Source organism: Jiangella alkaliphila, assembly GCF_900105925.1.
In the GTDB taxonomy this organism is placed as follows: Bacteria; Actinomycetota; Actinomycetes; order Jiangellales; family Jiangellaceae; genus Jiangella; species Jiangella alkaliphila.
Genome location: NZ_LT629791.1, coordinates 2,435,744 through 2,449,412 on the forward strand (window position 1 = coordinate 2,435,744; position 13,669 = coordinate 2,449,412).

The window sequence follows — 13,669 nt, forward strand, 5'->3', positions numbered from 1 at the left end:
GGCCTCCTCCGGATGGGTGACCCGGACGCTATTGGAAAGCTTCCTTCCTGTAAAGTCCCGTGTCATATCCGGGACGCCGGGTTGTGGGGACCGCACAACGACGGGCCGCGACCTTGTGACGGAAGGGCCACCCGCGGGGCGGCCTTCGCCTGACAAGGTCGAAAGGTGCCCGACATCTCCCGCATCGCGATCGTCAACCGGGGAGAGGCCGCCATGCGGCTCATCCACGCCGTCCGCGACCTCAACGCCAGGCCGGGACCCGCGGGCGGGGGCGCGAAGGTCCGGACGATCGCGCTGTATACAGACGTCGACGCGGCGGCGGCGTTCGTCCGGCAGGCCGACGAGGCGTACCTGCTGGGCCCGGCCGCACAGCGGCCGTACCTCGACCTGGCCAGGCTGGAGCGCGCGCTGACGGACGTCCGCGCCGACGCCGTCTGGGTGGGGTGGGGGTTCGTCGCCGAGGACCCGAACTTCGCCGACCTGTGCCAGCGGCTCGGCATCACGTTCATCGGGCCGAGCGCGGAGGCGATGCGCCGGCTGGGCGACAAGATCGGGTCCAAGCTGATCGCCGAGGAGGTCGGCGTCCCGGTCGCGCCGTGGAGCCGCGGCGGCGTCGACACCCTCCAGGACGCGCTGGCCGCAGCCGAGCGGATCGGCTACCCGCTGATGCTCAAGGCCAGCGCGGGCGGCGGCGGCCGCGGCATCCGCCGGATCGGATCGCCGGCCGAGCTCACCGAGGCCTACCAGCGCACCCGGGACGAGGCCCAGCGCGCCTTCGGCAGCGGCGTCGTGTTCCTGGAGCGGCTGGTCACCGGCGCACGGCACGTCGAGGTGCAGATCATCGCCGACGGGCAGGGGACGGCGTGGGCGGTCGGCGTCCGCGACTGCACGATCCAGCGCCGCAACCAGAAGGTGATCGAGGAGTCCGCGTCGCCGCTGCTGCCGCCCGACGGCGTCGCCGAGGTGAAGGCGGCGGCCGAGCGGCTGGCGATCGCCGTCGGGTACGCCGGCGCCGGCACGGTCGAGTTCCTGTACCACCCGGGGGAGCGCTCGTTCGCGTTCCTGGAGGTGAACACGCGGCTGCAGGTCGAGCACCCGATCACCGAGGCGGTGACCGGGCTGGACCTCGTCCTGCTGCAGCTGCGCATCGCCGCCGGGGAGGCGCTGACGGGCGAGCGCCCGGCCGAGCGCGGGCACGCCGTCGAGGCCCGGCTGAACGCCGAGGACCCCGACCGCGACTTCGCCCCGGCGCCGGGCCGGATCGGCCGGCTCGAGTTCCCCACCGGGCCCGGGATCCGGGTCGACACCGGCGTCGCCGAGGGCGACACGATCCCGTCCGACTTCGACTCGATGATCGCCAAGATCATCGCCCACGGCGCGGACCGCGCCGAGGCGCTGGCCCGGCTGCGCCGCGCGCTGGCCGAGACCACGGTGGTGATCGACGGCGGTGCGACGAACAAGAGCTTCGCGCTCGACCTGCTGGACCAGCCCGAGGTCATCGGCCCGTTCGACGAGGACGGCCGCGTCCTGGGGGCGCAAGGGGTGACATGCGCGGACACCGGCTGGATCGACCGGGTCCGGTCGGAGGGCCGGCTGGTGTCACGGCGGCACGCCGGGGTGGCGCTGGTCGCGGCCGCGATCGAGGCGTACGAGGAGTCCGAGCGGGTCGAGGTCGCCCGCTTCCTCGAGACCGCCCGCGGCGGCCGGCCGCAGACCCAGCACGAACCCGGCCGGGTGATCGAGCTCGAGCTGCGCGGCGCGACGTCGACGATGACGGTGCGGCAGTGCGCGGCCGGCAGCTACCAGGTCGGGCTGGTCGACGCGGCCGGCGTCGAGCAGGTGGTCGAAGCGCGGCTGGACCGGCTGGACGAGGTCCACGGCCGGCTGCGGATCGGCGACCACACGTTCCGGCTGGTCACGGCCACCCATCCGCCGGTACACCTGGTCGAGGTCGACGGCGTCACGCACCGGATCAGCCGCGCCGAGGGCGGCATGCTGCGCGCCCCGGCGCCCGCGCTGGTCGTCGCCACCCCGGTCGCCGTCGGCGCCGAGGTCGCGGCCGGTGCGCCGGTGCTGGTGCTCGAGTCGATGAAGATGGAGACCGTGGTGCCGGCGCCGTTCGCCGGACGGGTCAAGGAGCTGGTCGTCCGCGCCGGGAGCCAGGTCGAGACGGGCGCGCCGCTGGCCCGGCTGGAACCGATCGGCGACCCGTCCGCGGCGCCGCGGGACGCCCGGCCGGCCGGCGACGACCCGGCGGCCGAGGTGGCCGCGCTCCGGCCGGTCCGGACCGAACGGGCCCAGGCGGTCGCGGCCCTCGACCTGCTGCGCGGCCTGGTGATGGGCTACGACGTCGACCCGGGCCGGCGCCGCGAGGCGATCGCCGACCACCTGCGGCTGCGCGAGCACCTCGCCGACGACCGGCCCGCGGTGCTGCGGGCGGAGATGCGGCTGCTCTGGCTGATCACCGACTTCGCCGAGCTGAGCCGCAACCGGCCGGCGCGCGACGAGGGCAACACCGAGCTGCGCGTGCACAGCACCCGTGAGCACTTCCACACGTTCCTGCTGTCGCTCGACCCCGAGCGCGGCGGCCTGCCGGACCAGTTCCGCGAGCGGCTGCTGCGCGTGCTGCGGCACTACCGCGTCACCGGCCTGGACCGCACGCCGGAGCTGGGCGAGGCGCTGTTCCGGATCTTCCTCGCCCAGCAGCAGACCGACACCGACGTGGAGATCGCGACGTCGATCCTGCAGCGCTGGCTGGCCGAGCCGCGGCCGGCGACGGGGCTGGCCCGGGCCGCGCGGGGCGAGCTGGAGCGGCTGGTCCGGGCGACCCAGCTGCGCTTTCCCGTGGTGGGCGACCTGGCCCGGTCGATCCGGTTCCGCTGGTTCGACCAGCCGCTGGTGGACGCCGAGCGGCGGGCGGTGCTGGACGGCGTCGCCGCCGAGGTGCGGGCGCTGACCTCCGCCGACGCGCCCGATCGGGAGCATCGGATCGACGCGCTGACGCAGATCCCGGAGCAGCTGGTCGGCTTCCTCCGCGACCGGATGTTCGAGCAGTTCCCGGCGACGGAGCCGCTGCTGGAGGTGCTGATCCGCCGGCACTACCGCGAGTACGCGCTGCACGACGTCGCCGTGACGGACGTGGCCGGCCGCCCCCTCGTGCGGGCCGAGTACCACTCAGACGAGCACGGCTCGACCCGGGTGATCTCCACCATCGCCGACATCGCCGACCTGACCGCGCCGTCTGACGGCACCGGCCTGGCCGCGGTGATCGGCGGCGCGCTGGCCGACGACCACGAGAACGTCGTCGAGGTCTATCTGCGCTGGGACGGGATGCCGGACGACCCGCAGGACACGTCGGCTCGGCTGAACGAGCTGATCGCGGCCCAGCCGTTCGCCACCCGCGTGCGCCGGATCTGCGTGGCGACCTGCCCGGAGCTCGGCCGGGCGGTCGACTACTTCACCTTCCGGCCCGATCCGGACGCGGCGCCGCCGGCCCTGGTCGAGGACGACCTCGTGCGCGGCATGCACCCGATGGTCGGCCGCCGGCTCAACCTGTGGCGGCTGATCAATTTCGACGTGACGCGGCTGGAGGCGCCGGGCGACGTGATCCTCTACGAGGCCGTCGCCAAGACCAACCCGGCCGACCGGCGGCTGGTCGCCTGCGCCCAGGTGCGGCAGCTGGCGGTGGTCCGCGACGACGCCGGCCGGGTGGTCGGCCTGCCGCACGCCGAACGGGCGGTCGAGCAGTGCCTGGAGGCGATCCGCCGGGTCCGGACCGCCCGCGGCCGCGCGGGCACGCGGCTGGACCTCAACCACGTCTGGGTCACCGTCTGGCCGGTGGTCGAGGCCGACGTCGAGCAGCTGGCCGCGCTGCAGGCCAAGATCACGCCGCTGAGCGAGGGCGCCGGGCTCGAGGAGGTGCTGGCCCAGGGCCAGATCGCCGACCAGGACGGCAAGGTGCACCCGATCGCCATCCGGTTCCACGCCCAGCCCGGCGCCGGCACCGTCGCCGACATCATCGCGCCGCCGACGAAGCCGCTGGCGCCGCTGGACGACTACGCCGCCAAGGTGCTGCGGGCCCGACGCCGCGGCCTGGTCTATCCGTACGAGCTGGAGGCCGTGCTGGCCGGCGGCGGCACGCTGACCGAGCTCGACCTCGACGACGACGGCGCGCTGGTGGAGGTGCTCCGCCCGCGCGGGCGCAACACCGCCGGGATCATCGTCGCGAAGGTGACGACGCCGACCAAGCTCTATCCCGAGGGCGTCACCCGCATCGTGCTCTGCGGCGACCCGACGATGTCGCTCGGCGCGCTGGCCGAGGCCGAGTGCGCGCGGGTGATCGCCGCGCTCGACCTCGCCGAGGACCTCGGCGTGCCGCTGGAGTGGTTCGCGCTGTCGGCCGGCGCCCGCGTCGCGATGGACTCCGGCACCGAGAACATGGACTGGGTCGCCGCGGCGCTGCGGCGCATCGTCGAGTTCACCCAGCGCGGCGGCGAGATCAACGTCGTCGTGGCCGGCATCAACGTGGGCGCGCAGCCGTACTGGAACGCCGAGGCGACCATGCTGATGCACACCCGCGGCGTGCTGATCATGACGCCGGACTCGGCGATGGTGCTCACCGGCAAGCAGACGCTGGACTTCTCCGGCAGCGTGTCCGCCGAGGACAACTTCGGCATCGGCGGCTACGACCGCGTCATGGGCCCGAACGGGCAGGCGCAGTACTGGGTGGCGAACCTGGCCGAGGCGCTCGGCGTCCTGATGGCGCACTACGAGCAGACCTACGTGCTGCCGGGCGAGCGCGGGCCGCGGGTCGCCGTCAGCACCGACCCCGACAACCGCGACATCTCGCCGTACCCGCACGGCGGCGAGTTCGCCACGGTCGGCGACGTGTTCTCCGCGGCCGCGAACCCGGACCGGAAGAAGCCGTTCGACATCCGCACGGTGATGCGCGCCGTCGCCGACGCCGACGCGGGCCTGCGCGAGCGGTGGGCCGGCATGGCCGACGCCGAGACGGCCGTGGTCACCGACACCCGGCTCGGCGGGCAGTCGGTCAGCCTCATCGGGATCGAGTCCAAGCCGGTGCCGCGGCGCGGATTCCCGCCCACCGACGGCCCGGACACCTACACCGCGGGGACGCTGTTCCCGCGGTCGTCGAAGAAGATCGCCCGCGCCATCAACGCGGCGTCGGGCAACCGGCCGATGGTGGTGCTGGCGAACCTGTCCGGCTTCGACGGATCGCCGGAGTCGATGCGGAACCTGCAGCTGGAGTACGGCGCGGAGATCGGCCGGGCGGTGGTCAACTTCCAGGGGCCGATCGTGTTCTGCGTGATCTCCCGCTACCACGGCGGCGCCTTCGTGGTGTTCTCCAAGCGGCTCAACCCGCGGATGACGGTGCTGGCGCTGGAGGGCTCCTACGCCTCGGTGCTCGGCGGCGCCCCGGCCGCGGCCGTCGTGTTCTCGGCCGAGGTCGACAAGCGGGCCGCCGCCGACCCCGCGGTGATGGCGTTGGAACGGAAGATCGAGGCCGCGACGAACGGCGAGCGCGGGCCGCTGCTGGTCCAGCTGGCCGACCTCCGGGCGGAGCTGAGGGCCGAGAAGATCTCCGAGGTGGCGGCCGAGTTCGACCGCATCCACAGCATCCGGCGGGCGGTCGAGGTCGGTTCGGTCGACGAGGTCGTCTCCGTCGCCGAGCTGCGGCCGAAGATCATCGCCGCGATCCGCCGCGGGCTGGCCTGAGGCGGATCGCGACCAGGGCCTAGTCCTCGGCCAGGACGTCGCGCAGCGCCTCCAGGTAGCGCATCCCGCGGACGGTGTCGGGCAGCAGCGCCGACCCCTCGGTCCACTCGTTCCACGCGTTGACGGTGACGATCGAGTGCGGCGGCCGGTGCCTGCGGAGGAAGTCGAGGGCGTCGCGCAGTCCTTGGGCGAACTGCTCGGGCTCGGGGTCCGAGGTCGGGATCCACGGGTACGCGCCCTCGACGAACGGCACGTCCTGGTCGGTGCGGGGGCTGGAGTCCCAGCCGACCGTGACGTTCGGGTAGAAGGGGAGGTCGAGGTAGCCGGTGATGCGCTCGAAGGACTCGAAGGCGAGCCGGCGGGTGTGGTCCCAGTCGGCGGCCGGGAAGCCGATGGCGTCGGCCGGCGCGTGGTGGATCCACACGTAGGCGGTCGCCGACCGGAAGCCCAGGGTGGGCAGCGCCGTCAGCGACTGCTCCCAGTCGGTCGACCCCGGCAGCTCGTTGACCGAGCTGACGATGCCATCCAGGTGGACGCCCTCGAACCCGCGCGACCGCACGTGCGCGTCGAACCACTCCAGCGCGTCCATCGTGGCGTCGACGCCGCCGAGCCCGGCGACCAGCGAGCCGATCTCGTAGACCGAGAACCACGGGCGGCCGTCGACGGTCAGGTAATTCGGCTCGGTGAAGTAGCGGTCGGTGATGTGGCGGGCCATCGCCTCGAACGCCGGCCGGTCGATGGCGCCGTCCTTGAGGACGGTGGCGGTCCCGTCGGCCGAGCGCGACGGGAAGATGTCGGTGAGCGCGTGGTTGGCCCACATGAGCGCGAACGTCATGCTCGAGCGCGACTCCGCCTTCAGGAACCCCTCGTCGAGCGCGCGCTGCAGGAACGGCCCGTCGTCGTACCAGTAGTAGTCGAACAGGAACCCGTCGACGCCGTGCGAGACGGCCAGGTCGATCTGCGTCTGGAACACCTGCGGGTCCGCCTCGTCGAAGTAGCCGAGGGCGGGCTCGCGCGGCTGACGGTGGCCGGGGAACCGCGGCGTGGCGGCCTTGAGCAGGTCCCACTCGGTCCAGCCGGTGCCGAAGTACGCGCTGGTGCGCTCGTCGACGTGCCAGTTGGGGAAGTAGTAGCAGAGGATCTGGGGTCGGTTCATGGCCTCGTCGTTCGGCTCGGGGACGGGGATCGGGTGCGGCGGCGTCACTCGCCGTAGACGTTGAGGCGGACGATCTCGTCCACCGTGGTGTCCTCCTTCGCGCGGATGCCGGCGACGCGGCCCAGGCGCAGGGCGAGGAAGCGGTCGGTGACGTCCCACACCTGCTCGAGGTTGTGGCTGATGACGATCACCGCCTTGCCCGCGTCGCGCAGCCGGGCGATCACGTCGATGACGCGGCGCGACTCCTGCACGCCGAGGGCCGCGGTCGGCTCGTCGAGGATGACCAGCTGGGCGCCCTGCAGGAGGACGCGGCCGATGGCGACCGACTGCCGCTGGCCGCCGGACAGCATGCTCACCGGCACCTTCACGCTCGGGAGCCGGAAGGTGAACTCGTGCAGGATCCGTTCCGCCTCGGCGATCATCGCCCGGTGGTCGACGAACGGGCCGCGGCGCAGCTCGCGGCCGAGGAACAGGTTGGCCGCGACGCTGCGGGTGTCGACCAGCGAGAGGTCCTGGTACACGGTGGCGATGCCCGCGTCGATCGCGTCCTTCGGCCCGGCCCACTGCTGGACCTCGCCGCCGACCACGATCTCGCCGCCGGGGTCCGGCGCGTAGACGCCGGCGAGCAGCTTGATCAGCGTGGACTTGCCCGCGCCGTTGTCGCCGACGATCGACAGCACCTCGCCGGCCGAGACCTCCAGGTCGACGCCGCGCACCGCCTGGACGTGGCCGAACGTCTTGCGCAGCTCGCGCGCCTGCAGCAGCGGGGCGCTCATCGGGTCATCCGCTTCGCCGCGATCGCGCCGAGCACGACCGCCAGCAGGAAGACCGCGCCGCGCACCGTCGCCTGCACGTAGGTGTCGACGGACAGCAGCGTGAGCCCGTTGTTGAGGACTCCGATCAGCAGCACGCCGGCGAGCGTGCGTTCGATCCGCCCGGCGCCGCCGCTCAACCCGACGCCGCCGAGCAGCACCGCCGTCAGCACGTCGAACTCGGTCGTCGCGCCGAAGAACGGCCCGCCCGACGCGGCGCGGCCCGCGGAGAGCGCGCCGCACAGCCCGGCCGCGCCGGCGGTGAGCAGGAAGACGCCGAAGTAGATCCGCTTGGCCGCGACGCCATTGCGGATCGCCGCGATGACGTTGCCGCCGACGGCGTACACGTGCCAGCCCGTCCGTGTGTACTGGAGCAGGACGAAGAGCACCGCGAACACGACCACGAGCAGGATCAGCGGGGTCGGGATGCCCAGCGGCCGCGAGTTCACGAACCGCTGCAGGCTGAGGTCGGTGATCGCGACCGCTTGGCCGTCGGTGAGGATCTGCGCGACGCCGCGGACCGTGAGCGCCACCGCGATCGTGACGATGATGCTGTTGATGCCGACCTGGATCACCAGTGCGCTGTTGAGCAGGCCGACCACGAGCGCGGCGCCGACCGCCAGCAGCACCGCGACCAGCGCGGGCAGCTGCAGGTCCTGGATCGCCATCGCCGTGATCACCGCGCTCAGCGCCAGGCACGCGCCGATGCTGAGGTCCAGCTGCCCGGCGATCAGCGCGACCGTCATCGCCGCCGCCATGATCCCGTTCAGCGACACGGCGAGGCCGATGTTGAGCAGGTTCGCCTGCGTCCAGAAGTACGGCGACGCGACCGAGAAGTACACGATCAGCGCCACCAGCGCGGCGTAGAGGCCGTAGTCGAGCGCGACGTCGGCGGGACGGCGCCGGACCCGCGGCTCCTCGAGCGTGACGACCGGCTGCGTCGTCACGTTCACCGGTCGTCGTCCGGGTAGAACTCGTCGACGTTCTCGGCCGTCAGCACCCGGGTGACCGCGTACTCGTCGAAGCTCTCGCCCAGGTGCGTGGCGATGGCGGCCTCGACCCAGTTCCACCCCGCGGAGTAGGGCTGGAAGTCGATGGCGCCCAGCAGGACGCCCGCGTTGTCGGGGTCGCGCAGGGCGGTCCGGCCGGCCGAGTCGCCGCCGCTCGCGACCGCGAGGATGTCGCCGGTGCGGTCGGCGGACTTGGCCGCGTTGAGCGCGCCGACGACCGGGGCGTCGCCGTAGGACACGACGATGGTGGCGGCGTCGGGGTGCGCGGTCAGGAAGTCGGTGAAGGTGTCGGCGGCGTTGTTCGTCGGGTCGGTGCCGACGGGCTCCAGCCGGACCTGGCGGTCCTCGGGGATGTCCCACGCGGCCGCGGCGTCGGCGAAGGACTGGCGCACGCGCGCGTCGCACGGCGGGCAGTTCGCCGCCGAGATCCCGGCGATGTACAGCTCCTTGCCGGCCCACTCGGTGGCCAGCTTCGCGTCGACGGCTTCTGCGAGTGTGGTGATGGCCAGCGAGCCGACCTCGGCGTCGGAGACGCCGAAGTCCGCCGCACCATCGACGGCGCCGTCGATCACGACGGCATCCGTTCCGTTCGCCGCGGCGGCGGCCACGACGGCGGCGTTCATGGCCCCGCCGCCGCTGCCGATCACCGCGGGCTGCTTCACCGACATCTGCTCGTACGCTGACATCGCGGTCTCGTACTTGAACGCGAGGTCGACCTCGTCGAGGGCGACGCCGTAGAACTCGGCGGCGTCGTGCATGCCGGTCGACCACTCGGCGAAGAACGGGTAGCTCAGGCCCGGGTTCGCGAAACCGAGCTGCAGATCGGGCAGGTCCTTCGGCACCGCGAACAGCGGGACGACCGCGCGCGTGCCGGTCGCCTCCGCGACCTCCTCGGCGGACCAGGTGCCGCCCTCGGACTCCGACTGCTGCGCCGCGGGCGCGTCGTCGCCGGCACAGCCGGCGCTCAGGAGCACGCTCGCCGCGACCACCGCGCCGAGCGCGACGTGGGATCTCATCGCCATGTGAGTCCTCCCTGACTCTCTGGCCGCTCGGTGAACCATTTCACCGAGCGGTTACTCTAGCGTCGCCCCAGGAGTTGTCAAGAGCGGAATCGCCTGGTCGGATGGCCGCACGTCGCCGTCCGAGCACTATGGTGTGGTGATCCGCAGACCCAGCGACGACCGAGGACCCACGTGACCACTCGTCCCACCATCCGAGACGTCGCGGAGGCCGCCGCCGTCTCGATCGGGACGGTGTCCAACTACCTCAACGACGTCAAGCCGATCGCCCCGGCCACCCGCGAGCGCATCGAGCAGGCCATCGCCGACCTCGAGTTCGTGCCGAACCGGGCCGTCAAGGTGATGCGCGGCGCCCGCGCACCCGCCATCGGCTACGTCGTGTCCGACTCGCCGGACCCGTTCTTCGTCGAGGTCGGACGGGGCATCGAGGACGTCGCGCGCGAGCACGGGCTGGTCGTCGTCTCGTGCAACACCGAGGGCTCGCGCGAGTACGAGCGCAGCTACATCACCGCGCTCGCCGAGATGCGCGTCGCCGGCGCGATCGTCATGCCGTCGTTCGAGCGGCGCGACCTGCCGTTCCGGGCGCTGCGCGCCTCCGGGGCCGGGGTGGTCGTGCTGCGCGACTGGGACGACGACACGTGCTCGATCACCTTCGACGACGACGAGGGCGGCCGGCTCGCCGCCGCGCACCTGATCGAGCTCGGCCACCGCGACCTCGTCTTCCTCGGCGGCCCCGGCGGCGAGCACCAGATCGAGCACCGCTTCGCCGGCGCCAAGGCGGCGCTGCGCGACGCGGGGCTCGATCCGGAGTCGCTGCGGCGCATCGACGCGGCGAGCGCGACCGTCCGCGACCGCGTCGCGCTGGCCGACCAGGTCCTCGCCCTCGACCCGCGGCCGACGGCGGCCTTCTGTGCGAGCGACAGCCTGGCGCTGGCGATGATGAACGGGCTGCTGCGCCAGGGCGTCCAGGTGCCCGGCGACATCTCCATCGTCGGGTTCAACGACGTCGTCGCCGCTCAGCTGGCGGTCGTGCCGCTCACCACGATCGCCGTGCCCCAGTACGCGCTGGGCGAGTCCGCCGCGCGGCTCCTGCTGGACGAGCTGCAGCCCGAGCACCGCCACGAGCAGATCGTGCTCGGGCCGCAGCTGGTCGTCAGGGAGTCGACAGGTACACCTCGACCTCGCTGAGGCGGGCCACCTTCTCGCCGGGCGGCGGACCGTCCTGCTGGACGTTGCCCTCCGTCGTCCAGACCCGTAGCCGCGACGCCGTGACGGTGCGAAGGTGTGCGTCAGGTGGTCGGTGGTGTTGCCGGTCACCGTCACGAGATCGACCCACCCCGCGCCGTCCCAGTACTGCAGCGTGTAGCCCTTCTGCTCGTAGTCCTTCTTCGTGTACACCTCGACGCGGTCGAACGTGCGGTCGCGCCCGAAGTCCAGCTCGAGCCACGCGGGGAAGACGACCGCCGCCCAGCCGGACCACGTCTCGGTGCTGTTGTTGCCGTCGTTCACGGCGGCCGGGGAGTAGTTCGTGCTCTCGACCGACGACGCCGTGGCGACAGCCGTCAGCGCGAGGTTCTCGCCCAGGTCGGCGACGGTGTCGATGGTGTAGAAGCGGGTCCGCAGGCCGTCCTGGGAGGTGACCGACAGCAGCATGCCGTCCTCGATGCCGCCGCTGGTCACCTCGGTCGTCCCGTCCGCGAGCCACACCTTCGTCGACGCGCCGACCGTCGGCGTCAGGGCGGCGAGCAACGCGGCCCGGTCGGTGCCGTTCGTCACGCCGCCGATCGTCCGCTCGCGGTCGCCGACGAGGTAGGCGGTGGACCGGACGGTCGCGGCCGTGCCGACCTTCGCGTACGCCGTCACCGTCACGTCCGACCCGTTGACCAGCGCCACCCTCGACGGCCCGCTGAGCGTCAGCCGTAGATGGCGGGCCGTCCCGGAGACCCGCTCGGTCTGTTCCGCGCCGAACACCGGCGCACCGGTGTGGTCCTGCAGCGTGGTCCAGGTCTGCCCGTCGACGGAGCCCTCCAGCAGGTACTGGTGGCGCAGCAGGCCGGCCGGGAAGTCGAGCCCGACCCGGGCGAGCTCGTATGGCTCGCCGAGGTCGACCTGAAGGGCGCGCGGCCGCCGCTCGCCCAGCCGGGTGACGACCGCGCCGTCGGAGACCACCGTCAGGCCCGCTGACGCGGTCGCGCCGGCCGCGGGAAGGGCCGTCGGCTGGAGCTTGCGCACCAGCAGCAGCCAGTCCGCGCCGGTCGGCTTCTCCGGCACCGTCCACCGGCCGGCGACGGGCGTCAGCGAGTCGTCGATGAGCTGGTACTCGCCGGTGCGCGGGTCGTACCACTGCGCCTCGTACGCCGCGTCGGGCAGCACGAGCGCGCCCCGCGAGGAGGTGTCCGCGAGGAAGTACACGGTCACCACGTTGGCGGCGTCGTCGGCCCGCAGGGTCGGGTCGGTCAGCTCGGCGCTGTACTCCCCGTCCCAGACGGCCCAGCCGTCCGGCCGGTAGCTCATCGTCGACAGCGGGAGCGAGCGGTAGAAGTCGGCGAGGTGGGTCATCTGGTCCCCGCCGGGGAAGTCGATCGCGTCGAACCAGTTCCGGTGCCCGTAGCCGTAGTCGTCGGCGGTGTCCTGGTCGTCCCAGGCCGCGTTCCAGATGCCGTGCGCGCCATACCCGTAGCCGAACCCGCCGGCCTGGATCGAGCGGTAGGCCGACTGCCGGACGACGGTGTCGGTCGCGAACCCGTCGAGGATCTGCTCGTAGTTCGCCTCCGACTCGAAGAAGGGGGCGCCGTACTGCTCCGCGTAGTAGTCGTAGTCGCCGGTCGGGACGACCTTGCGGTGGCCGCCCTGGAGCATCTCGAAGTCGAACCAGCCCTCGCCCTCGTAGTACTGCGGCAGGCCGAAGGTCTGCTTCTCCGTCAGCGCCGTGGTGTGCGCCGTCTGCGGGTGGTCGTAGTCGTCGTACTGGTGGATCGTCCGCGCGACGTCGCGCCACCCGTCGATGCGCGCCTCGCGGGTGCCGACGTCGTAGCCGGCGCCCTCGCCGGCGGTCGTCCAGACCATGGGGTAGGCGCCGTAGCGCGCGACGACGTACTCGGCCAGCCGCTGCTCGCCCTCGACGAAGCCGTCGATGTTCGAGTGGAACCCGACGCCGAACGCGTTGACCAGGCCGGCGTCGGCGACGTAGGCCATCTTGCGGTCCAGCTGATCGCGGAAGTAGGCCGGGTCGATCTCCACGCCCTGCCGGCCGTCGCGCCAGTAGCTCGACTCCGGGCCGAAGACGACGCTCTGGTAGACGGTGAACCGCTGCTCGGCGCGCCGGTCGACCATGCTCCGGAACTGCGAGTCGACGCCGGGCTTGTTCGAGGTGTCCCAGGACTCCTTGCGGTCGAAGAACCAGTGGGTGTCGCCGAGCCAGAAGAACGGCGTGCCGTCGGCGTACGCGAGCTGGCGTCCGCCGTCGCCCGCGGTCAGGAAGCCGCGCTGGTAGATCTCCTGGTCGCCGGTGTAGGGGACGGCCTGGATCGTGCCGGTGCGCCGCAGGCCGCTGTTGTCAGGGTCGCTGCTGGCGATCTGGTACGTCCACGTGCCGACCGTGGGCGGTGCGAACCGCACCTTCCAGGTGTCGCCGCCGTCCCAGAAGCCCGGCCGTCTGATCACCTCGCCGCCGGGTCCCGCGAACGTCGCCATGACCTCGACGTCGAGGAACGGGTTCGGGTAGGACTGCGTGCTCTGCAGCGCGAGCTCGGTCGTGATCCAACGCTCGGCGGTCTGGGCCGGTCCGGTGCGGTCGGGTGGCGCGGCGTCCGCCGGGGCGTACGCGAGCACGACCGCCGCGATCGCCAGGGCGGCGGACAGCAGCGCGGCGAGGGGCTTGCCTGGTCTGAGCATCATCGATCTCCCTGGTCACGAGGAAGTGAACCATTTCACCAA

General features: G+C 72.5%; 6 protein-coding genes and 1 pseudogene. 2 read left to right on the forward strand and 5 right to left on the reverse strand.

Going from position 1 to position 13,669, the window contains the following annotated elements; genetic code table 11:
- The first annotated feature begins 165 nt into the window (after positions 1–165).
- Positions 166–5,736, forward strand: coding sequence for an ATP-binding protein (locus tag BLV05_RS11410; protein WP_082155556.1), 5,571 nt, complete (start codon positions 166–168; stop codon positions 5,734–5,736).
- A 19-nt stretch (positions 5,737–5,755) separates the two neighbouring features.
- On the opposite strand, the gene BLV05_RS11415 is transcribed toward BLV05_RS11410, so the two are convergent.
- Genes BLV05_RS11415 through BLV05_RS11430 form a run of 4 tightly spaced genes read right to left on the reverse strand, consistent with a single transcriptional unit; the run spans position 5,756 to position 9,736 of the window.
- On the reverse strand, positions 5,756–6,892 hold the full coding sequence (locus BLV05_RS11415; protein WP_152690919.1) for a glycoside hydrolase family 99-like domain-containing protein: 1,137 nt from the start codon (positions 6,890–6,892) through the stop codon (positions 5,756–5,758).
- 44 nt (positions 6,893–6,936) lie between these two features.
- The gene (locus BLV05_RS11420; RefSeq protein ID WP_046770897.1) at positions 6,937–7,668 is read right to left on the reverse strand and encodes an ATP-binding cassette domain-containing protein; all 732 of its coding nucleotides are present in this window, start codon (positions 7,666–7,668) and stop codon (positions 6,937–6,939) included.
- Positions 7,665–8,651, reverse strand: coding sequence for an ABC transporter permease (locus tag BLV05_RS11425; RefSeq protein WP_172860632.1), 987 nt, complete (start codon positions 8,649–8,651; stop codon positions 7,665–7,667). Before BLV05_RS11425 ends, BLV05_RS11420 begins: the two co-directional genes overlap by 4 nt.
- Positions 8,652–8,653: 2 nt before the next feature.
- Positions 8,654–9,736 (reverse strand): substrate-binding domain-containing protein, encoded by a 1,083-nt coding sequence (locus BLV05_RS11430; RefSeq protein ID WP_046770898.1) that lies wholly within the window; start codon positions 9,734–9,736, stop codon positions 8,654–8,656.
- Positions 9,737–9,967: 231 nt separating this feature from the next.
- Here BLV05_RS11430 and BLV05_RS38590 point away from each other — a divergent pair, with 231 nt between their 5' ends.
- Positions 9,968–10,921: a LacI family DNA-binding transcriptional regulator gene (locus BLV05_RS38590; RefSeq protein WP_407717041.1), complete on the forward strand. Its 954-nt coding sequence runs from the start codon at positions 9,968–9,970 to the stop codon at positions 10,919–10,921.
- Between the two features lie 96 nt (positions 10,922–11,017).
- Here BLV05_RS38590 and BLV05_RS11435 read toward each other — a convergent pair.
- Positions 11,018–13,630, reverse strand: a pseudogene (locus tag BLV05_RS11435) (apiosidase-like domain-containing protein); the annotation flags it as partial.
- Positions 13,631–13,669 lie beyond the last annotated feature (39 nt).